The sequence below is a fragment of the Dechloromonas aromatica RCB genome, from assembly GCF_000012425.1.
The window spans coordinates 1,100,543-1,120,769 of the sequence record NC_007298.1; the positions used below are offsets into that span (position 1 = coordinate 1,100,543).

Annotated in this window: 13 protein-coding genes; 9 read left to right on the forward strand and 4 right to left on the reverse strand. The window is 61.1% G+C overall.

Going from position 1 to position 20,227, the window contains the following annotated elements; translation table 11 throughout:
* Positions 1 to 125 precede the first annotated feature (125 nt).
* Positions 126 to 1,646 (reverse strand): acetaldehyde dehydrogenase ExaC, encoded by a 1,521-nt coding sequence (gene exaC, locus DARO_RS05245; RefSeq protein ID WP_011286773.1) that lies wholly within the window; start codon positions 1,644 to 1,646, stop codon positions 126 to 128.
* A 441-nt stretch (positions 1,647 to 2,087) separates the two neighbouring features.
* Here exaC and DARO_RS21565 point away from each other — a divergent pair, with 441 nt between their 5' ends.
* From DARO_RS21565 to DARO_RS05265, 4 genes are all read left to right on the forward strand, one after another.
* A complete protein-coding gene (locus tag DARO_RS21565; RefSeq protein ID WP_198134100.1) occupies positions 2,088 to 3,995 on the forward strand; it encodes a response regulator in 1,908 nt (635 codons plus the stop codon).
* Positions 3,996 to 4,164: 169 nt separating this feature from the next.
* On the forward strand, positions 4,165 to 5,958 hold the full coding sequence (locus DARO_RS05255; protein WP_011286775.1) for an immunoglobulin-like: 1,794 nt from the start codon (positions 4,165 to 4,167) through the stop codon (positions 5,956 to 5,958).
* A gap of 235 nt (positions 5,959 to 6,193) precedes the next feature.
* Positions 6,194 to 6,508 (forward strand): DUF5710 domain-containing protein, encoded by a 315-nt coding sequence (locus tag DARO_RS05260; protein WP_011286776.1) that lies wholly within the window; start codon positions 6,194 to 6,196, stop codon positions 6,506 to 6,508.
* On the forward strand, positions 6,475 to 7,479 hold the full coding sequence (locus tag DARO_RS05265; RefSeq protein ID WP_011286777.1) for a hypothetical protein: 1,005 nt from the start codon (positions 6,475 to 6,477) through the stop codon (positions 7,477 to 7,479). Before DARO_RS05260 ends, DARO_RS05265 begins: the two co-directional genes overlap by 34 nt.
* Positions 7,480 to 7,511: 32 nt before the next feature.
* Here DARO_RS05265 and DARO_RS05270 read toward each other — a convergent pair whose 3' ends face one another.
* Complete coding sequence (locus DARO_RS05270; protein WP_011286778.1) at positions 7,512 to 7,769, reverse strand: hypothetical protein; 258 nt, start codon at positions 7,767 to 7,769, stop codon at positions 7,512 to 7,514.
* A gap of 213 nt (positions 7,770 to 7,982) precedes the next feature.
* Between DARO_RS05270 and DARO_RS05275 the strand changes: the two genes are divergently transcribed.
* Positions 7,983 to 8,543, forward strand: a complete 561-nt coding sequence (locus DARO_RS05275) for a 3'-5' exoribonuclease domain-containing protein (RefSeq protein WP_011286779.1) — start codon at positions 7,983 to 7,985, stop codon at positions 8,541 to 8,543.
* Between the two features lie 64 nt (positions 8,544 to 8,607).
* Here the strand turns inward: DARO_RS05275 and DARO_RS05280 are convergent, their stop codons facing one another.
* Positions 8,608 to 10,041, reverse strand: a complete 1,434-nt coding sequence (locus DARO_RS05280) for a DHA2 family efflux MFS transporter permease subunit (RefSeq protein ID WP_041224221.1) — start codon at positions 10,039 to 10,041, stop codon at positions 8,608 to 8,610.
* A gap of 271 nt (positions 10,042 to 10,312) precedes the next feature.
* On the opposite strand from DARO_RS05280, the gene DARO_RS05285 reads away from it, so the two are divergent.
* Positions 10,313 to 12,649 carry a PBP1A family penicillin-binding protein gene (locus DARO_RS05285; RefSeq protein ID WP_011286781.1) on the forward strand — a complete coding sequence of 779 codons (2,337 nt, stop codon included), beginning with the start codon at positions 10,313 to 10,315 and terminating at the stop codon, positions 12,647 to 12,649.
* A 200-nt stretch (positions 12,650 to 12,849) separates the two neighbouring features.
* Here the strand turns inward: DARO_RS05285 and DARO_RS05290 are convergent, their stop codons facing one another.
* The gene (locus DARO_RS05290; RefSeq protein WP_041224222.1) at positions 12,850 to 14,847 is read right to left on the reverse strand and encodes a sigma-54-dependent Fis family transcriptional regulator; all 1,998 of its coding nucleotides are present in this window, start codon (positions 14,845 to 14,847) and stop codon (positions 12,850 to 12,852) included.
* Between the two features lie 356 nt (positions 14,848 to 15,203).
* Here DARO_RS05290 and DARO_RS05295 point away from each other — a divergent pair, with 356 nt between their 5' ends.
* The 3 genes from DARO_RS05295 to DARO_RS05305 are packed head-to-tail and all read left to right on the forward strand — an operon-like array spanning position 15,204 to position 20,227.
* A complete protein-coding gene (locus DARO_RS05295) occupies positions 15,204 to 17,351 on the forward strand; it encodes a hydantoinase/oxoprolinase family protein (RefSeq protein WP_011286783.1) in 2,148 nt (715 codons plus the stop codon).
* An 11-nt stretch (positions 17,352 to 17,362) separates the two neighbouring features.
* Positions 17,363 to 19,687 (forward strand): hydantoinase B/oxoprolinase family protein, encoded by a 2,325-nt coding sequence (locus DARO_RS05300; protein ID WP_011286784.1) that lies wholly within the window; start codon positions 17,363 to 17,365, stop codon positions 19,685 to 19,687.
* Between the two features lie 36 nt (positions 19,688 to 19,723).
* Positions 19,724 to 20,227: an acetone carboxylase subunit gamma gene (locus DARO_RS05305; protein ID WP_011286785.1), complete on the forward strand. Its 504-nt coding sequence runs from the start codon at positions 19,724 to 19,726 to the stop codon at positions 20,225 to 20,227.

The following is a 20,227-nucleotide window of genomic DNA, read 5'->3' on the forward strand; positions in this document are numbered from 1 at the left end:
TGCCCGCCCCCGAAGAGTTGCCCGCAAAAAATAGGGGGCAGTGGAGGAGATGCTCCTTGGCTCCGGCCAGTCGCCAGCGCGCCCCGGGGATGGGCGCGACAGCCGGCCGGGGCCGAAGATGTTGCTTAGAAGAAGCCCAGCTTGGTTTCGCTGTACGAAACAAGCAGGTTCTTCGTTTGCTGGTAGTGGTCGAGCATGACCTTGTGGGTCTCGCGGCCGATACCGGATTCCTTGTAGCCGCCGAAGGCAGCGTGCGCCGGGTAGGCGTGGTAGCAATTGGTCCACACGCGGCCGGCCTGGATGGCGCGACCCATGCGGTAGGCGACGTTGCCGTTACGGCTCCAGACGCCGGCGCCGAGGCCGTAGATGGTGTCGTTGGCGATGGCCAGGGCTTCGGCTTCGTCCTTGAAGGTGGTCACAGCGAGCACCGGCCCGAAGATTTCTTCCTGGAAGATGCGCATCTTGTTGTGACCCTTGAACATGGTCGGCTGGATGTAGTAGCCGCCTTCAAGGTCGCCGCCCAGATGAGCGCGTTCGCCACCGATCAGGCATTCGGCGCCTTCCTGCTTGCCGAGTTCCAGATAGGACTGGATCTTGGTCATCTGTTCCTGCGAGCACTGGGCACCCATCATGCAGTCGGTATCGAGCGGGCTGATCTGCTTGATGGCAGCCACACGCTTCAGGACGCGCTCCATGAACTTCTCGTAGATCGATTCCTGGATCAGGGCGCGCGACGGGCAGGTGCAAACTTCGCCCTGGTTGAAGGCAAACAGCACCATGCCTTCGACGGCCTTGTCGAGGAAGCTGTCATCCTTGTCCATGATGTCGGCGAAGAAGACGTTCGGTGACTTGCCGCCGAGTTCCAGGGTGGCCGGAATCAGGTTGTTGGCAGCGGCCTGGGCGATGACGCGGCCGGTGGAGGTCGAGCCGGTGAAGGCGATCTTGGCGATGCGCTTGCTGGTGGCGAGCGGCATGCCGGCTTCGCGGCCATAGCCGTTGACGATGTTCAGCACGCCGGCCGGCAGAATGTCGGCGATCAGTTCGGCCAGGATCAGGATGGAGATCGGGGTCGATTCAGCTGGCTTGAGCACCACGCAGTTGCCGGCGCCGATGGCCGGGGCCAGTTTCCAGGCCGCCATCAGGATCGGGAAGTTCCACGGGATGATCTGGCCGACAACGCCGAGGGGCTCATGGATATGGTAAGCCATGGTGTTTTCGTCGATTTCCGAAATGCCGCCTTCCTGGGCGCGCAGGCAGCCGGCGAAGTAACGGAAGTGGTCGACGGCGAGCGGGATGTCGGCGTTCAGGGTTTCGCGAATGGCCTTGCCGTTATCGACCGTCTCGGCATAGGCGAGCAGTTCGAGGTTGGCTTCGAGGCGGTCGGCGATCTTCAGCAGCACGTTGGCGCGGTCGGCGGCAGAGGTCTTGCCCCAGGTCGGGAAGGCGGCATGGGCGGCGTCCAGTGCCAGTTCCATGTCCTCGGCGGTGGAGCGGGCAGCCTTGGTGTAAGGCTTGCCGGAAATCGGAGTGACGACGTCAAAGTACTGGCCATTGACCGGGGCGACCCACTTGCCGCCAATGAAGTTGTCGTATTGAGCTTTGTAGGCGATCTTGGCGCCGGCGGTACCGGGGGATGCGTAGAGCATGTTTGTCTCCTGTGTTCTTGAATGAAGTTGCGAACGGGTAACTCAAGGCCGGCAGGTTCATGTTGCTGGTGATTGACCTGCCGTGACTCGTGCCACCTTAGTTGCAGGCCTCATGCCAGCCCGGGTTGCGACCTGCCAGAATCGGAGAATTTACATACAAATCATTGCGTTGCCATCGGTTGGCCAGGTTTTTCCGGGCTCAAGGGCAGATCTTGAATGTGCTGAAGCGATACAGGTGTTCATTTATGGAGCAGTGGCTCTGTGCCGGCGTTTGTGACAATGAGTATTAGTTCCTGATATGAAGCTGGTATTCGTGAGATAGTGCGCTAAATTTATTCTGTTTGATTGATTTCTAGGGGCGGAGTCTTTCCGGTAACCCAAATGGCAAGTCAGCATCTGCGTCGGCGTCTTTTGTTCATGGCAGTCTTTTTGTGGACTGTCATGATCGGTTTTTCTGTTTTCTGGAATTTTCATAACTCAGAAGAGCAGATCATGAAGCTGGCCTATACCGAGGCGCAGGCCAACCTGAACAAGGACATTTCCTTCCGGCGCTGGGGAACGCTGCATGGCGGTGTTTACGTACCGGTCACCGAGACCCAGAAATCCATACCCTGGCTCTCACATGTTCCCGGGCGAGACGTGAAGACAACGGACGGGAAGCAGTTGACCCTGCTCAATCCGGCTTCGATGCTGCGCCAGATGATGGACCTGTATGCCGCCGATTACGGCGTGCGCGGTCGCATTACCGGTTTGCGCCAGTTGAATCCCGGCAATGCGCCGGATGCCTGGGAGCGCGAACAGCTGGAGCGCTTCACGCGCGGCGAAGCGACCGAAGTCTGGGCGGTGACGCAAATCGAAGGCAAGCCCCATCTGCGCTATCTGCGAGCGATGTTCATGGATCCCGGGTGCGACAAATGCCACGGTATCCTCGGCTACAAGACTGGCGACATGCGCGGTGCGACCGGCCTGAACCTGCCATTGACGCCTTATCTGGAGCAGGTGGCCAGTTCCAGGGTCGGGCTCGGTTTCACCCATCTCGTCATTTGGCTGCTGGGCCTGGCTGGCATCGCCTGGGGCAACTGGCTGGGGGCCAACTGGGCGAAGGCGCGTGATCAGGCCCAGGCGGCGCTGGAACAGCATCGGGATCAGCTCGAATCGGAGATTGCCGAACGGACCGCCGCCTTGTCCCGTTCCATGCATGCCGCCGAAGCGGCCAATCATGCCAAGAGCAGTTTCCTGGCCAACATGAGCCACGAAATCCGTACGCCGCTCAATGCCATCACCGGGGTACTGCACTTGATCCGGCGCGAAGGTTTGCTTCCCGGGCAGGCGGAGCATCTGGACAAGATCGATACGGCCGGTCGACATTTGCTCGACTTGATCAACGGGGTGCTCGACCTGTCGAAAATCGAGGCAGGGAAGTTGGAGTTGACCAGCTTGCCGCTGTCGATCCCTGTCATCATCGGCAATCTGGTCTCCATGCAGCACGAACGTGCCACGGCCAAGCAGCTCAGGCTGGAAACCGAGATCGACCCGGCTATCCCCGAACACCTGGTTGGCGATGGCGTTCGCCTGCAGCAGGCCTTGCTCAATTACGTCAGCAATGCCCTCAAATTTACCGATAGTGGCCGTGTTTTGCTGCGGGTCCGCCTGATCGAGGCGGGCAGCGATGATGTCCTGTTGCGTTTCGAGGTCGAGGACACCGGTATCGGTATCACCGGTGCAGATATGGCCACGCTGTTCTCTGAATTTGAGCAGGTCGATAATTCATCGACCCGGCGCCATGGCGGTACGGGGCTAGGCCTGGCCATCACCCGGAAAATTGCCCAATTGATGGGCGGCGATGCCGGAGCCAGCAGCGAGCCCGGTCATGGCAGCTGCTTCTGGTTTACCGCACGTTTCCGGATCGACCATGCGGCCAAAACACCTCCCCCCGTTCTTGAAGCCGGCGAGACGGTACGCCGCCTTGCCGCAATCAGTCCGGGCAAGCGAGTGCTGTTGGTGGAGGACGATGCGCTCAACCGGGAAATTGCCCTTTCCATGCTCGACGATGTCGGGCTGGCCGCCGATATTGCCTGTAATGGCCGGCAGGCTGTCGAGGCGATTGGCAATCAGCGCTACGATCTGATCCTGATGGACATGCAGATGCCGGTCATGGATGGTCTTGCCGCGACCCGGGAGATCCGGGCCATGCCGCAGTTCGACTCGGTTCCCATCATCGCGATGACCGCCAATGCCTTTGACGATGACCGCCAGCGTTGTCGGGATGCCGGCATGAATGATTTTGTCGCCAAGCCGGTCGAGCCGTATTTGCTCTTCGCGGCCCTGTTGCGTTGCCTGTCGAGCTAGTCGGCAGGACGCATCTTTGAGTCGATTTCTCATCTGATCTGGCTATTCGCCGATTGCGGACTATGCTCAAAACATAAGGTGCGAGTCGGATGGGAGGCGGCGTTTCCGTTACGCTAAAAGTCCGATTCTCGACCTGTGTCCATGCATAAAACGACCGGGAGGAATGATCATGTCTAGCCAACCACGCGCTGGCCGAAGTCTGTTCGCACTGTCAGCCATTGCCCTGTTCTCTGCGGCGGCTATCGGTGCCACGCCGCAGGTTGCCATGGCGCCGGAACACACCGTGTTGCTCAAGGCTGACGGTACGGTCTGGCACTGGGGCGTTGTCGACTTTGTCGGAGCCAGAAGTTCGCCGGGCAGTAGTTGCTATGCCGTGGATTCGTCCAAGGCCGCGCCGGCTCAGGTCAGTGGTCTGAGCGGCATCATTGCCGTGGCAGCGACCGGCAGGGAAAGCATTGCCCTGAAGAGTGACGGAACGGTCTGGCAGTGGGGCTTGAATTCAGCCTTGCTCGCCACTTGCCCTGCCGGTTCCATTGCCAGTGCGCCGACGAAAGTGGCTGATGCGAACGGCCCCTTGGCCTATATCACCGCCATCTGGGCGCGGTCGGGCAGTTTCTTTGCCCGCAAGTCCGATGGCTCGCTGTGGGCCTGGGGCAACAACGAGATGAACAAGCTGGGAACCGATGGCACCGTGCAGGCGACCAGCACGCCCAAGCCGGGGCCGACTGTACAGAACATTGCCGTGCCGCTGCAGGTCGATCATCTGAAGGCTGCCGCCGGTGCCTGGCCACCAGCCACGCCGCCGCTGGCGATGACTTCGGGTGATACGCATACACTGGCTCTTTTCTATGACGGCAATATCAAGGCTTGGGGGGGCGGCGAATACGGTGAGCGTGGCACCGGCGCCTATGGCAAGGGCGCCAATCCGTATTGGAACGGATGGTTCTGGAAGGATTGGCCGGCGATGACGGCGATCAATGGCGTCTCCGGTCTGGCTGCCGGTTTATACAAGTCGGCGGCAGTCAAGAACGATGGCAGCCTGTGGGTCTGGGGGTGCAACCAGGCGGGCGAGCTGGGTGAAGGCATTCCGGTAGGCTCGCACGTCAGCGTTCTTTGCGAGCGACTGCCCAAACAGGTGGGCAATCTGAGCGGGGTCGCCGCTGTGGCCATGGGTGAAAGCCATACGACCATCCTCAAGTCCGATGGCACGGTCTGGGGCATGGGCTTCAACGGCAGTGGCGCCCTGGCGGCTGACAACAGTGTGATACGCAGCCTCGTGCCACTCCAGATTGCCGGCCTGAGCGGTATCACGGCGATTGATGCAGCCAAGTCGTGCTCGGTGGCGATCAAGAATGACGGCACGGTCTGGGAGTGGGGGGGCGATTGCAACAGCCCGAAATACCGTACGGTGCCGCCCGAACAGATCAATGTCGGCAGCGTGGCGACAGGACCGGTCTGCGGCAGTGCCAGTGGGCGCTCCTTTGCCGCGGCCCCCGCCGCCAACCTGTGTCTCGTCGGTTCTGCATCGGCGGTCACGGGCAGCGGTCCGTGGAGCTGGACCTGCGGGCCGTTCAATGGCCAAAGCGCCAGTTGCGCAGCAGGTAATGGCCCGGTCTTCGTGCTCAATCCGGCGAGCCTCAGGGTCTTCCCGGGGCGGACGATTACCCTGAGGGCAATCGCCCAGGGCAATGGCACGCTGGCTTATCAGTGGTACAAAATGCCGGTTACTGGCGGCAAGGTACAGGTGACCGACCGTCGGGGTATGGCCAGCCAGTTCGGTGTGCGCTCCGGTATCGCCGGATCGGCTACGGCGCAGCTGACGATCAGCAATATCCAGGCCGCTGATGGTGCATCGTACTTCGTCGAAGCCAAGGACCAGAATGGTGTGTCGGCTCAGAGCCAGCTCGCGCAAGTCGGCGTGATGATGGCGACCAAACCTACACGGCCCGAACCCATTCGCTGATTGAAAGATGATCCACTGAAGGAACAAAGCCGGCCTGCGAGCCGGCTTTCCCTTGCCGGGAGACGGTATTCGGGCGCCACGCCAAAATCCGGTTTTCCGATCCGGGCAGGCGCTTGGCTTGCCTGAGTACGAGGGGGGTGATCAAGTTTGGCCCAAGTTTCACTATAATGCGCGCCCTTCGTCGCTGGCCGACGCGCCGCAACACCGGCGAAACGACTACCCAAGGGGAAATGAAATGCGCATGAATCTGAAGGTCCCCTTTGCCGAAAAGGACCAGGCAAAAAAGCTCGGTGCCCGCTGGGATGCCGCTCGCAAGCTCTGGTACATCGCCGCCGATGCCGATCCGGCCGCCTTCGCCAAATGGTCGCCGACGCCGCATGACGGGCCGGATGCGCCCGCTCCGCAAGCCAAGGCGGGGGCTCCGATGCAACTGGCCAGCGGCAAGGTCTTCGTCGGCAGTGCCTATGTCGAGTCTGTCCGCGTCTGCGACTGCCTGCCCTGGGATGTGTGCGAGAAATGTGCACCAACCGCCTTGGGCAACAAGCCTTGAGCGCGATGGCCAGACGATCGAACAGAAAACAGGAACAACTCACGCTGCCCGAACTTGAACTGTTCGTCGCCGAGTTCGTTCCTGCTGCTGTGATGACCGAATTTTCCGTCGAAGCGCTGCCGCCGGTCGCCGAGCCGGCAAAGCTCGCAGGCGAAGCCCGCAAGGCGCCACGCAAGCGGGTAGCCAAACCGACCATGGTCTTGGTGGGCCAATCCGCCGAAGCCTCGCTGGCGCCTGCCGTGGCGCAGGCAGGCATCCTTGTTCCTGTCGAAATGCCCCACGGTTCAGGTTTCGCCGGACCGCTGCCGGCGCAAGCTGCCGCTACCCCGGACAGCCACTGCGAACTGGCCGCAGCCCCGGCAGCGGTGGCGCCGCCCATCGCCGCCGCGCCGCGTCCGCCTGCCGGGCTGCGCTCGGCTGTCTCCGAAAAGGCCGCTGACCCGCTAGCCGCCAGCCAGGCCGCAAGCGGATCAAACCGCCTCCGGATTGGCGTACAGATTGGCTCCATCGCCGCATCGCTGGCTATCGTCTTGGCGCTGGCCGTTGGCGGGGCACAATTCATCGAGACGCAAAATCGTCAGCGCGACCTGATTGCCGCCCAGAAATACGCGCTATTGCAGGCGCGGGACGCGAAAACCGCCGAGGTGAATGCGCGGGCTGTCGAACTGTTCCTGCGTTACAACGACCTGCTGCTGCAGGTCAATGCGCCGATTGCCAGAAACGCCAGGAAGGAAACCCGCTACTGGAAAGAAAACCTGGCGGTCAATCTTCTCGAGTCCTTGTTTAGCCTGACTCGCGGCAACCGGGAATGGGAGGCCACCATCGGCTGGGCGCTGGAAAAACACGGACGCTTTATCCGCGAGCAGCGGCTTTCATGTGCCGCCTACTCACCCGAATTCGTCCTCTATCTGGAAAAGGTCTTAACTGCCAGGGCCGTGGCGTTTTGCCGCGATATGCCCACGACGGACTAGGTGGCAGGGGAGGGCAAAATTTGCCGTAACGCCTACTGCAATATCAGCCTGAAATGCGCTCCGGCCTGAATACTGGTCGCCGCCTCGGCGATGAACAGCGATACCCCGATCGCCTTCAGTTTGGCGGCCATCATCACCGGCAGGGCCGCACTGTTTTCCAGCACCAGCACCTCATCGTTGAGCATGGCCTGCGGCACGGGGCCGTAAGCAAAGGTAGAGCCACTGGCGGCAGATAGTTCATGACCGATCAGCTCTTCAAGATCAGTTGCCTGGGTACAGTGATATTTCATGATTGGCTCCGATGAACGACAGGGCGTTCAGCATTGTTTACGACCTTTTCAGAGCAATACTTAGGCCAGCGGGCGAATTATTGATGGGGATTTCAGGCCAGGCTGCTTGTTGAGCAATTTCCCAGGCGTGCGGTGTGTGGTGGCCTTGACGATGGGATGCAGAACGTCCGTCTTCCCGGTAAGCTCAAGGACTGAATTTGGAGCGATAGGGCAATGCAGGAAATTTACGTCAGTACCGATGTCGAGACGGATGGCCCGGTGGCCGGAAAGCACTCCATGCTGAGCCTGGGATCAGCCGCTTTCAGCCCTGACAAGACACTGCTGGGGACATTTTCCGCTAATCTCGAGACCTTGCCGGGGGCGCTCCCTGACCCCAAGACGGTCGCCTGGTGGGCAACGCAGCCTGAGGCCTGGAAAGCGTGTCGGCAGAACCTGGAGACACCGCAGAACGCGATGAAGCGCTACCTTGACTGGCTAAGGTCGCTCCCCGGGCAACCGGTCTTCGTGGCCTATCCCAGTGCCTTCGACTTTCCCTTCGTCTATTGGTACCTGCTGGAATTCACTGGCGAAAACCCTTTCGGCTATTCGGTGATCGACATCAAGACTTATGCGATGGCGCTGCTGCGCAAGCCTTATCGAACCTGCGGTAAACAGTCGATGCCGACTGCGTGGTTCGACCCGGCGCCTCATACCCACGTTGCACTGGATGATGCGATTGAGCAGGGGCGTCTGTTCTGCAACATGTTGCAAGTGAATCTCGCCGCAACGGATTGACTGACTACACTGCCAGTGGCCGGTAGCGCGCGCCCAGTCTGAACGTGGGTGTTCCAGATAGCGGTTATTTTGGGGAAGGACGGCTACCTTCTGTCCTCATGAAACAAGCTGCCAGCACGGCAAGCGAAAAAACGGCGGTGAGGAGCAGGAAGCCCTGGGAATACGCCGAGTAAATCCCCGGCGGTACTGTGCCGTAAACGGTTTCGCGCCATTCGACAAAGACCGCCAGCACCGCCACTCCCATGACACCGCCCAATTGCCGGGCATAGCTGGTCACGACCGAGGATTGACCCAGTTGGTGGGGTTCCATGTGACGCAGCGTCGCGAGGTTGAGTGCCGGCAGAATCATGCCGAGTCCGATGCGGCCGATGATGGTGGCCGCGATGATTTCGGCGTACTGAATGGCGCCGCCCCGTATGGAAAAAATGAGGAAGGAGGCACCGAAGGCGACGAGTCCGATCAAGGTGATCCATTTGGGCGAGTAATGGTCCGCCATGCGCCCGGCCAATGGCAGCATCACGACGAGTGCGATCCCGGAAGGCAGCAAGGCCATGCCGGCGGCACCCGCCTTGAACGACAAGGCATTCTGGAGAAAGACAGGAATCAGGTAGGTCGATGCGTACAGGCCAAAGCCATAGGCAAAGGAGACCAGCGTTCCCATGGCGAAGGTGCGTTGCCGAAACAAATCCAGGTTGATCAGCGGGTCGCTGCGCAGCCTGGCGTGCCGGTAATACAGCGCCGACGCGACGAAAGCCAGGGCAAACTGGCCCATTGTCCACGGCGAGGCCAGGCCGCTGTGTTGAAGACTCGATACGCTTTCGATCAGGGCGATGGCGCCCAGCGTGAGCCAGCCCAGCCCCAGCCAGTCGAACGGCTTGCGTTTGATCTCCCGTGGTGCCGGTAACAGATAAATGGCGCACAGCGCCGCAATGACGGCGAATGGCGTGCCCAGCAGAAAAATGGACTCCCAGCCAAAGCGATCCAGCAAGGCGCCGCCCAACGAGGGCGCGATGGCCGGGGTCAGGGCGATACTGAAGATCAGTATTCCGGAAGCTCTTCCCTGAATCTCCGGCGGAAAGAGGCGCATCAGCGCCAATGCGCCCATCGGTTGCAGCACCCCGGCAGCCAGGCCCTGCAGAATGCGGGCCGCGACGACGAGCGTAAAGCTGGGAGCAAAGTAACCACCCACGCTGGCCAGTGTCAGGACGGCCAGGGAAAGCAGGAAAATAATGCGAAAGCCCAAGCGGTCGAGTAACCACGAGGTCGGCAGCATACCGACGGTCATCGCCGCCAGAAATCCGGTCATGGCCCATTGCACTTGGTCCTGCCCAAGCCGGAAGTGCCGGGAGAGGGCCGGGACGGCCACATTGAAGCTGGAGGTGCAAAGAACCCCGGCCACGGTACCCAGCGCGAGAATGAACAGCACCATCCATTTGTAGCGTTCCCCATAACGTTGGGAAAGCGTGTCAAAGCTTGTTGCTGGGCGGAGGCGTCGCATCGGAATTGTCGGCTGCTCGTTGGCTGGTAAAAAAGTATACGGTGCCTCGGATGAGGCAAGTGCCTTTTTGGTTATTTTGCCTGAGCGCTGTGGCATGAGCGAGCGGTGGCGACTGAACCGGCCTTGCAGGTGCGCCACACCGCTACCCCGTTTTCGAGGCTGCCCGTCGGGGCAGCTTTCTCACCACCGTTGCAGCTAAACTACGCCTTTCGGTGACTGGCTTGCCAGCACCTTCAAGCGCCCGAGGTGGCGCCTCAGCCAGGACCAGTACGTGAGCTTATTCTCAACAGCCGTCAATTTTCTTGCTTTACCCTTTGCGACAGCCAGTTACCGCAATGATTTGCGGCGCACCCTCCTGGCGCTGAGCGCCGATGCTGCCCTGATGCTGCTGGTGCTGGTCAGCGCCATGCTGCTGACTGTTCTGCCCAGCCTGCCGGCATTCGATGTCGTGACCGACTATCGCCCGAAGATTCCCTTGCGGATTTATACGGCTGATGGCGCGCTGCTGGGGGAGTTCGGCGACGAACACCGGGACTTCACGCCGATCAAGGAAATCCCTCCGGTCTTGAAGGATGCCCTGTTGTCGATCGAGGATGCGCGTTTCTACGAGCACAGTGGCGTTGATTACCGAGGCGTCCTGCGGGCGCTGGCGGCCGATCTGACCGGCGGTTTCCGCCAGGGGGCCTCGACGATCACGATGCAGGTGGCACGTGCCTTCTTCCTGTCGCAGGAAAAAACCGTCAAGCGCAAATTGACCGAGGTGGTGCTGGCCTACCGCATCGAATCGGCGTTGAGCAAGGACCAGATCCTAGAGCTCTACATGAACCAGATCTACCTCGGACAGCGCACACATGGCTTTGCCAGCGCGGCCCGCACCTATTTCAACAAGCGCCTGCAGGACCTGACCCTGGCGGAAGCGGCCATGCTGGCCGGCATCCCGCAAAACCCGGCCAAGCGCAATCCGGCGGTCAGTCCGGTCCGGGCCAAGGCACGCCAGGAACTGGTGCTGAAGCGCATGCTGCAGCTGGGCAAGATCGATCAGGCGCAATATGCCGAGGCCGTCAGTCAGCCTCTCAAGATCAGCCGCAGCCTGCAGTTCGAGGCGCATGCCGATCATGTCGCCGAGTTGGTGCGCCAGGAGCTCTATGCGCGATACAAGGGCGATGCCTATACCCAGGGCTTCAAGGTCTATACCACGCTCGACAAGGCCGAGCAGAACGCTGCCTACGACTCGGTCCGGCGCAATGTGCTGGCCTACGACCAGCGCCACGGCTACCGCGGGCCGGAAGCTTTTGTCGATCTGCCGGCGAATGTGGACGAACAGGATGAAGCCATCGACCGGATCCTGGCCAGGCATCCCGCCAGCGACAACCTGATCTCGGCCGTCGTCACCGAAGTCTCGGCCAAGCTTGTCAGGGCCGAACCCGCCTCCGGCGACACGATCGAAATCAAGGGTGAGGGGCTGCGTTTCGCCGCCCGCGCCCTGCAAGCGAACGCCAGCATAAATCTCAAGATTCGGGTCGGTTCGGTGATCCGCGTCAGCCAGGACAGCAAGGGCCGGTGGGCTATCAGTCAGATGCCGGAAGTCGATGCCGCGTTCGTCGCCCTGAATGCCGAGGATGGCTCCTATCGGGCCATGGTCGGCGGCTTCGATTTTGCCCGCAATCAGTTCAATCATGTCACCAGCGCCTGGCGCCAGCCGGGATCGAGCATCAAGCCCTTCGTTTATTCGGCCGCGCTGGAAAAGGGGTTTTCGCCGGCCACCCTGATGAACGATGCGCCGCTGTCGTTGCCCGGCGGTGAAAACGGCCAGGCCTGGGAGCCCCGCAACGACGACGGCTTCGATGGTCCGATCAGCCTGCGCCAGGCCTTGGCCCGCTCGAAGAACGTCGTCGCGGTCCGCTTGCTGCAAGCCATCACGCCGCAATATGGGCGCGACTACCTGCAACGCTTCGGCTTCGATGCCGCCAAACATCCGGCCAACCTGACCATGACGCTGGGCAGCGGCTCGGTCACCCCGCTGCAGATGGCCTCTGCTTACGCGGTATTTGCCAATGGCGGATTCAGAGTCACCCCCCGGCTGATCCAGAAAATTACCGACGCCCACGGCACCGTGCTGTGGGAAGCACCGCCGCCGCCGGCTCGGCAGGAGGAGCAACGGGCCATCGACCCCCGCAATGCCTTCATCATGGACAGCATGCTGCGCGAGGTGGTCAGAAGCGGCACCGGCGCCCAGGCAAGCCAGCGCCTGGGACGCAACGATCTGGCGGGCAAGACCGGCACCACCAGCAACGCGGTCGATGGCTGGTTTGCCGGCTATGCGGGGAATGTCGTCGCGGTCTCATGGATGGGGCACGATCAGCCCAAATCGCTCGGAGGTCGGGAATTCGGTGCAACGTTGGCGCTGCCGATCTGGATCGACTATATGCGCCAAGCCTTGTCCGGCAAGCCGCCCAGCGACAGAAAACCGCCACCGGGCGTCTCTTTCGTCGATGGCGACTGGCTCTACGATGAATTCAAGGGTGATGAGGGAGTCAAGGCTCTGGATGTGGAGGTGTCACCGCTCAACTCCATCTTTGAGACGCTACGGAAGGCGTTCGGCGGCTGAAGCGGGATAAATTTCAGTCGCCGCCTGGGCTCTGGCGAAGGTATCGATCCAGTCGCCACTCGCTCGCCGGAAGCGCTCTGGCGGCGTCCTTGCCGGCCGATGCTGCAGATGCAGCTGATCGATCTCGCCGCTGAACAGGGCTGATATTTGTCGCTAAGCAGACGCTCGAATGGCTGAAATTCAGAACGCGTTACTCACCCCTACGATAACGACAGCGATCCTGCTGTCGGTACCTCACGCATGGCGGCCAGCTTCACGTAGAGCGTGCTGCGTGAAATCCCCAGGTTTCGGGCCGCCATCGACAGGTTGCCGTGGCTGTTGGCCACGGCGGCATTGATTGCGGCCCGCTCCATTTCGGCCAGGCGACCGGCTGCCATGGCCTGCGTTACCTCACCGCGCGCCAGCACCGCATCGACTGCGGCAGCGGCTATATGCGGCGGGAGCAGGCTGCCATCGATGCGGTTGCTATCGCTTAGCGCAAACATGGCTTCGAACACATTTTGCAATTCGCGGATATTTCCCGGCCAGCGATAGCGCAGCAGATGGTGCAGGACTTCGGGGGCCAGGCTCTTCGGCGGGCAGCCGTATTTGCGGGCCAAGCGCTGGTTGAGATGGCCGATGATCGCTTCGGTATCCTCTGGGCGCTCGCGCAAGGGCGGCAGGAGCAGGCTGACGACGCAGAGCCGGTGGAAAAGATCTTCGCGGAAACGGCCGGTGCTGGAATCCGCTTGCAGGTCGCGATTGGTCGCGGCAATGATGCGCACTGCCACTTTGCGTTCCTTGGTGTCGCCGAGCCGGACGACCACGCCGTCCTGCAGCACACGTAGCAGATGAGGTTGCATGTCGAGCGGCATTTCGCCGATTTCATCGAGAAACAGGGTGCCGCCGTCAGCCTGTTCGAACTTGCCGGGCAGCCCACCGCGACGGGCGCCGGTAAATGCGCCTTCGCTATAGCCGAACAATTCGCTGGCCAGCAGTTCGCGGGTCAGGGCGCCGCAATTGACAGCGATGAAAGGCCCTTCCGGTTTGCTGCTCGCCTTGTGGATGGCGCGCGCGAAAACCTCCTTGCCGGCGCCGGTTTCACCGAGCAAGAGGACGGGCAGATCGAGTGGTGCGATTCTTTTGGCGCGGGCTTTTGCTGTCGAAATGGCCTGGCTGGTGCCGATGATTTCAGCGAAGACCTCATCCGTCGTCCTGGTCGCCGGGGGCGGGATGCTGACTGATTGTCGTGCCGATGTGCCGATGGGGATGACCAGCAGGGTGCCGAGGTCACCATCGCGGGAACGTACCGGGTGCAGCCATTCCGGGCGTAGCCAGAGCGGCGTCTGGCTCAGGCGCTCGTCGGGATGCACGGCGAAGTCGAGGGCGGTGACCTGGCTGCCAACCTCGAAAGGCAGGCGCACACCGTACATCTTGCGGGCCTGTTGCATGCAGCCGCAGGTCTTGACGATACGACCGCGCTGATCAAACAACACCACACAATCGTTGCCATAACGGCTGAAACTGTCCGTGGCGTGTTCGAGCAGACGGCCATGCTGTTCCGCGTCGCGGCGGGCCAGGATGCCTTCGATCTGTTTGGCCGCCGAGATGACCAGGCCCAGCGTATGTCCGTGAAAGGTCTCCTTGACGCCGGAAACATCGACGACGCCGAGCAGGTTCCTGCCCAGCGGGTCGAGGATGGGGGCAGCGGCACAGGTCCAGTGCTTGACATCGATGCAGTAGTGTTCGCTGGCGTAGATTTGCACGGCCTGATGCGTGGCAATGGTCGTACCGATGGCATTGGTGCCGATCAGGTCTTCGCTCCAGCAACCGCCTGGTGCCAGGTTGATCTGCTCGCCCGCATCGCGGGCGCGGGATTCGCCATTGAGGTCGAGAATGGTCCCGCTTGGGTCACTGAGCATGATCAGTGTGCCTGATTCGCGCAGGATTTCGCGCAGGGTTTCGAGCACCGGCTTGGCCGCCTCATATAGATCATGGGAGCGCGCCCGCAACTGGTGAATCTTGTCGCCATTAGCCGTCGGGGCACTGCCGATGCCTGGATCGACGGACTCCGAACGGCTGCGCCGCCAGGAGTCGAGTACCACATTGCGCACGCCAACACCGGGCAATGGCCGGTTCTCAAGGAATCGTTCCCATGAACGGGCTACAGCCGACTCGTCGCCGATTCGTGGAATAAGAAAATTGCTGTTGGCAGTCACATTGGGCTCGTGGCGGGCTCCGGGGTATTTATGGAAAAACAATAAATCAACCTAATCATAACCGTAGCCGACGATGGATTTCAAGTCAATAAAATCGTTGTAGATCAATGGGTTGTGCGCCGCAGCAAATAACTTGTGAAGTGTCCGGAATTCGGACAGTTCGCAATTGGCGTCGTTATTCAGGACATTTTTAGCTGTTTCTCCGGACAGTGGTCATTTTCCGAAAATTTTCGCCAAGTCAATGATTTGTTGGCTAATTTCCGTGAATTGGCAGTTTTTATGCGGCCTGGCCCGGCCCTTGCCATTAAGTCGGCGTGGGATCACTCCCCACAACATACCAATGACAGGAGACAAATATGCAAATCCAGCAGTCAAGCGTACAGGTGATGGGCATCGATGCCGGCGGCACGATGACCGATACCTTCTTTGTCCGGGCCGACGGCCGTTTCGTCGTCGGCAAGGCACAAAGCAATCCCGGCGACGAATCGCTCGCCATCTACAACTCTTCGGTCGATGCGCTCGAACACTGGGGCCGCAACGTTGACGACGTCTATCCTGAACTGGCGACCTGCGTCTATTCCGGCACGGCCATGCTCAACCGCATCCTGATGCGCAAGGGTCTTGATGTCGGCCTGATCTGCAACAAGGGCTTCGAGCAGATCCACTCGATGGGCCGGGCGCTGCAGAGCTATCTCGGCTACGCCCTCGAAGATCGCATCCACCTCAACACCCACCGCTACGACGAGCCGCTGGTGCCGGTTTCCCGCACCCGCGGCGTCACCGAACGGACCGACGTACAGGGCAAGATCGTCATTCCGCTGCGCGAAGAAGAAGTGCGCCAGGCCACCCGCGAACTGGTCGAGGCCGGTTCCCAGGCCATCGTCATTTGCCTGCTGCAATCGCACAAGAATGAACTTAGCGAGCAACGGGCGCGCGATCTGGTGCGTGATGAACTGAAAAAGCTCAACTCGGACATCCCGGTCTTCGCCTCGGTGGACTACTACCCGTCGCGCAAGGAAAGCCACCGGATGAACACCACCATTCTTGAAGCCTACGGCGCCGAACCGTCGCGCCAGACGCTGAAGAAGGTCAGCGACCGCTTCAAGAAGCATGGCGCCAAGTTCGACCTGCGCGTCATGGCGACGCACGGCGGCACGATCAGCTGGAAGGCCAAAGAACTCGCCCGCACCATCGTCTCCGGGCCGATCGGCGGCGTCATCGGTTCCAAGCTGCTCGGCGAATACCTCGGCGACGAGAACATCGCCTGCTCCGACATCGGTGGCACCAGCTTCGACGTGGCGCTGATCACCAAGGGCAACTTCGCCATCAAGTCCGACCCGGACATGGCTCGCCTGGTCCTCTCGCTGCCGCTGGTCGCCATGGACTCGGTCGGTGCTGGCGCCGGCAGCTTCGTTCGCCTCGACCCGTACAGCAAGTCGATCAAGCTTGGCCCAGATAGCGCCGGTTATCGTGTCGGCACCTGCTGGCCGGAAAGTGGACTGGATACCGTATCGGTGTCCGACTGCCACGTCGTCCTCGGCTACCTGAATCCGGGCAACTTCCTCGGCGGCGCCATCAAGCTCGATGTGCAACGCGCTCGTGACCATATCAAGGCGCAGATCGCCGATCCGCTCGGCCTGTCGGTTGAAGATGCAGCGGCTGGCGTCATCGAGCTGCTCGACCTGACCTTGTCTGAGTACCTGCGTGCCAATATCAGCGCCAAGGGCTACAACCCGGCCGAATTCACCTGCTTCTCCTACGGTGGCGCCGGCCCGGTGCATACCTATGGCTACACCGAAGGCGTCGGCTTCAAGGACGTTGTCGTCCCGGCCTGGGCGGCCGGTTTCTCGGCCTTCGGTTGCGCCTGTGCCGACTTCGAGTACCGCTACGACAAGTCGGTCGATCTGGGCGTTGCCCAGTTTGCCAGCGACGAGCAGAAAGCGGCCGCTTGCGCGACCCTGCAGGAAGCCTGGGGCGAATTGGCGGTCAAGGTCATCGACGAGTTCGTCATCAATGGCTACAAGCCGGAAGACGTGCTGCTGATCCCCGGCTACAAGATGCAGTACATGGGCCAACTGAACGACCTCGAAATTGTCTCGCCGGTGACCAGCGCCGCGACTGCCGCTGACTGGCAGCAGATCATCGAGTCCTTCGAGAACACCTATGGCCGCGTCTACGCCAATTCGGCACGCTCGCCGGAACTGGGTTTCTCGGTCACCGGCGCCATCCTGCGCGGCATGGTCGTGACCCAGAAGCCGGTGCTGCCGGAAGACGCGGATGCCGGACCGACGCCGCCCAAGGAGGCCTATCTCGGCACGCGTCCTTTCTACCGCCACAAGAAGTGGGTGGAAGCGGCGCTGTGGAAGATGGAATCGTTGAAGGCCGGCAACCACATCCTCGGCCCGGCCATCATCGAATCCGACGCAACGACCTTCGTCGTGCCCGACGGCTTCGAAACCACGATCGACAAGCATCGCCTGTTCCATCTCAAAGAAGTCAAGTGAGGAGACCCACCATGAATATGATGAGCACAAAAGAAATCGGCCTCGGCAACCTGCTGGCCAGCGGTATGACGCTCAAGCAGCACCGCGATGCCATCCTCGAGCGCACCCAGACGACCGGTTACTACAACGGCCTGGAAAAACTCGAATTCCGCGATTCCGACCCGATCGGCTATGAGAAGCTCTTTTCCAAGCTGCGCGGCGGCCTGGTCCATGCCCGGGAAACGGCCAAGAAGATTGCCGCCAGCCCCATCGTCGAGCAGGAAGGCGAACTCTGCTTCACGCTCTACAACGCCGCCGGCGACTGCATCCTGACGTCGACAGGGATCATCATCCACGTCGGCACCATGGGCGCGGCGATCAAGTACATGATCGAGAACAACTGGGAAGCCAACCCGACGATCAACCCCGGCGACATGTTCACGACCAACGACTGCGCCATCGGCAATGTGCACCCCTGCGACATCGCCACCATCGTGCCGATCTTCTGGGCCGGCAAGCTGATCGGCTGGGTCGGCGGCGTCACCCACGTTATCGATACCGGCGCCGTGACGCCGGGCTCGATGTCCACCGGCCAGACCCAGCGTTTCGGCGACGGCTACATGATCACCTGCCGCAAGACCGGGGTGAACGACGAACCGCTGCGCGACTGGCTGCACGAGTCGCAGCGCTCGGTGCGCACGCCGAAATACTGGATTCTCGACGAAAAGACCCGCATCGCCGGTTGCCACATGATCCGCGAACTGGTCGAGGAAGTGATCCGGGCCGATGGCTTGGAGGCCTACGAGAAGTTCTCGGGCGAAGTCATCGAGGAAGGCCGCCGCGGCCTGATGAGCCGGATCAAGGCGATGACCCTGCCGGGCAAATATCGCAAGGTGTCCTTTGTCGATGTGCCGTTCAAGCACGAGGACATTCAGGTGTCCAACGCCTTCGCCAAGCTCGATTCGATCATGCACTCGCCGGTCGAAATGACTATCAAGCCGGACGGCAAGTGGCGTCTCGACTTCGAAGGCGCCAGCCGTTGGGGCTGGCATACCTTCAATGCCCACCAGGTGGCTTTCACCTCGGGCATCTGGGTCATGATGTCGCAGACGCTGGTGCCGACCCAGCGCATCAACGACGGTGCCTACTTCGCCACCGAGTTCCACCTGCCCAAGGGCACCTGGTGCAATCCGGACGACCGCCGCACCGGCCACGCCTATGCCTGGCACTTCCTGGTCTCCGGCTGGGCGGCATTGTGGCGCGGCCTGAGCCAGTCCTACTTTAGCCGCGGCTATCTCGAAGAGGTCAATGCCGGCAACGCCAACACGTCGAACTGGCTGCAGGGCGGCGGCATCAACCAGGATGGCGAGATCCACGCGGTGAACAGCTTCGAAGCCTCGTCTTGCGGCACCGGCGCCTGCGCCGTCAAGGACGGTCTTAACCACGCCGCCGCCATCTGGAATCCGGAAGGCGACATGGGCGACATCGAAATCTGGGAAATGGCCGAGCCGCTGCTCTATCTGGGGCGCAACGTCAAATCCAACTCCGGTGGCTACGGCAAGTACCGTGGCGGCTGTGGTTTCGAGACCCTGCGCATGGTCTGGAACGCCCAGGACTGGACGATGTTCTTCATGGGCAATGGCTACATGAACAGCGACTGGGGCATGATGGGCGGCTACCCATCAGCCACCGGCTACCGTTTCGAAGCGCACAACACCGGTCTCAAGGAGCGCATCGCCATCGGCGACTCGCTGCCGCTGGGCGGCGACATTGATCCGGGTGCCCCCGACTACGAGCGCCACCTCGACGCGACGGCCGTGGTCAAGCGCGACAAGCAGTGCATGACGACCGAGGACTGCTATGACAACCACGACCTCTATCTAAACTATCTGCGTGGCGGTCCGGGCTTCGGCGATCCGATCGATCGTGAAATCAGTGCCATCGAGAACGATCTCAATCAGAAGTTCCTGCTGCCGGAATTTGCCGAAAAGGTCTACGGTGCCGTGTTCACCCAGGATGCCAAGGGCGTGTTCAGCATCGATGCCGACCTGACCAAGCAGCGTCGCACGGAAATCCGCAAGGAACGTCTGGCCCGTGCCCTGCCGACCCGCGAGTGGATGAAGGAAGAACGCGAACGCATCATCAACAAGCATGCCGCGGTGCAGGTTCAGCACATGTTCGCCACCAGCTTCGGACTGTCCGAGAAGTTCACCAAGGAGTTCAAGGACTTCTGGAGCCTGCCGGCCGACTGGCAATTGCTCGAAGACGAACTGGGCGTGCCGACCTACGGTTCCAAGCACCGCATGGATCTCTCGCTGATGCCCGACGTGAAGACCGTCGTCCAGGTCGAAGAGTAAGCAGCGCAATCGATTATCTGAATCAAGGAGACAAAAATGTCATATACCAATGAACAGGTTTCTCATCTGGTCGAAGGCTCGCTGGACTGGGAAACGACCTTCCGCATGCTGTCGATGCCCAAGGACAACAGCCGCTTCGAGCAGTACCTCGCGGCGCTGCAGGCCAAGGTCAAGTTCAAGGACCGCATCGTCCTGCCGCTGGCCCCGCACATGTACATCGTGCAATCGGCCAAGACCAAGCAGTGGCTGATCAAGTGCGACTGCGGCCACGAGTTCTGCGATTACAAGGAGAACTGGAAGCTGCACGCCTCGATCTACGTGCGCGACACCGAAGAGGCGATGACCGAGGTCTATCCCAAGCTCATGGCGCCGGATACCCAGTGGCAGGTCTATCGCGAGTACTACTGCCCGACCTGCGGCACGTTGCACGATGTCGAGGCCCCGACCCCGTGGTATCCGGTGATCCACGACTTCGAGCCGGACATCGAGGCCTTCTACAAGGAATGGGTGCATCTGCCGGTACCGGAGCGGGTTGATTAA

What these genes read in the sequence shown, in the direction of transcription:
- DARO_RS05295 (WP_011286783.1), top strand. Translation starts at nt 15,204, where the DNA reads ATGCAAATCCAGCAGTCAAGCGTACAGGTGATGGGCATCGATGCCGGC.
- DARO_RS05265 (WP_011286777.1), top strand. Translation starts at nt 6,475, where the DNA reads ATGTGCACCAACCGCCTTGGGCAACAAGCCTTGAGCGCGATGGCCAGA.
- DARO_RS05255 (WP_011286775.1), top strand. Translation starts at nt 4,165, where the DNA reads ATGTCTAGCCAACCACGCGCTGGCCGAAGTCTGTTCGCACTGTCAGCC.
- DARO_RS05270 (WP_011286778.1), bottom strand. Translation starts at nt 7,769, where the DNA reads ATGAAATATCACTGTACCCAGGCAACTGATCTTGAAGAGCTGATCGGT.
- DARO_RS05260 (WP_011286776.1), top strand. Translation starts at nt 6,194, where the DNA reads ATGCGCATGAATCTGAAGGTCCCCTTTGCCGAAAAGGACCAGGCAAAA.
- DARO_RS21565 (WP_198134100.1), top strand. Translation starts at nt 2,088, where the DNA reads ATGATCGGTTTTTCTGTTTTCTGGAATTTTCATAACTCAGAAGAGCAG.
- DARO_RS05280 (WP_041224221.1), bottom strand. Translation starts at nt 10,041, where the DNA reads ATGCGACGCCTCCGCCCAGCAACAAGCTTTGACACGCTTTCCCAACGT.
- DARO_RS05305 (WP_011286785.1), top strand. Translation starts at nt 19,724, where the DNA reads ATGTCATATACCAATGAACAGGTTTCTCATCTGGTCGAAGGCTCGCTG.
- DARO_RS05300 (WP_011286784.1), top strand. Translation starts at nt 17,363, where the DNA reads ATGAATATGATGAGCACAAAAGAAATCGGCCTCGGCAACCTGCTGGCC.
- exaC (WP_011286773.1), bottom strand. Translation starts at nt 1,646, where the DNA reads ATGCTCTACGCATCCCCCGGTACCGCCGGCGCCAAGATCGCCTACAAA.
- DARO_RS05275 (WP_011286779.1), top strand. Translation starts at nt 7,983, where the DNA reads ATGCAGGAAATTTACGTCAGTACCGATGTCGAGACGGATGGCCCGGTG.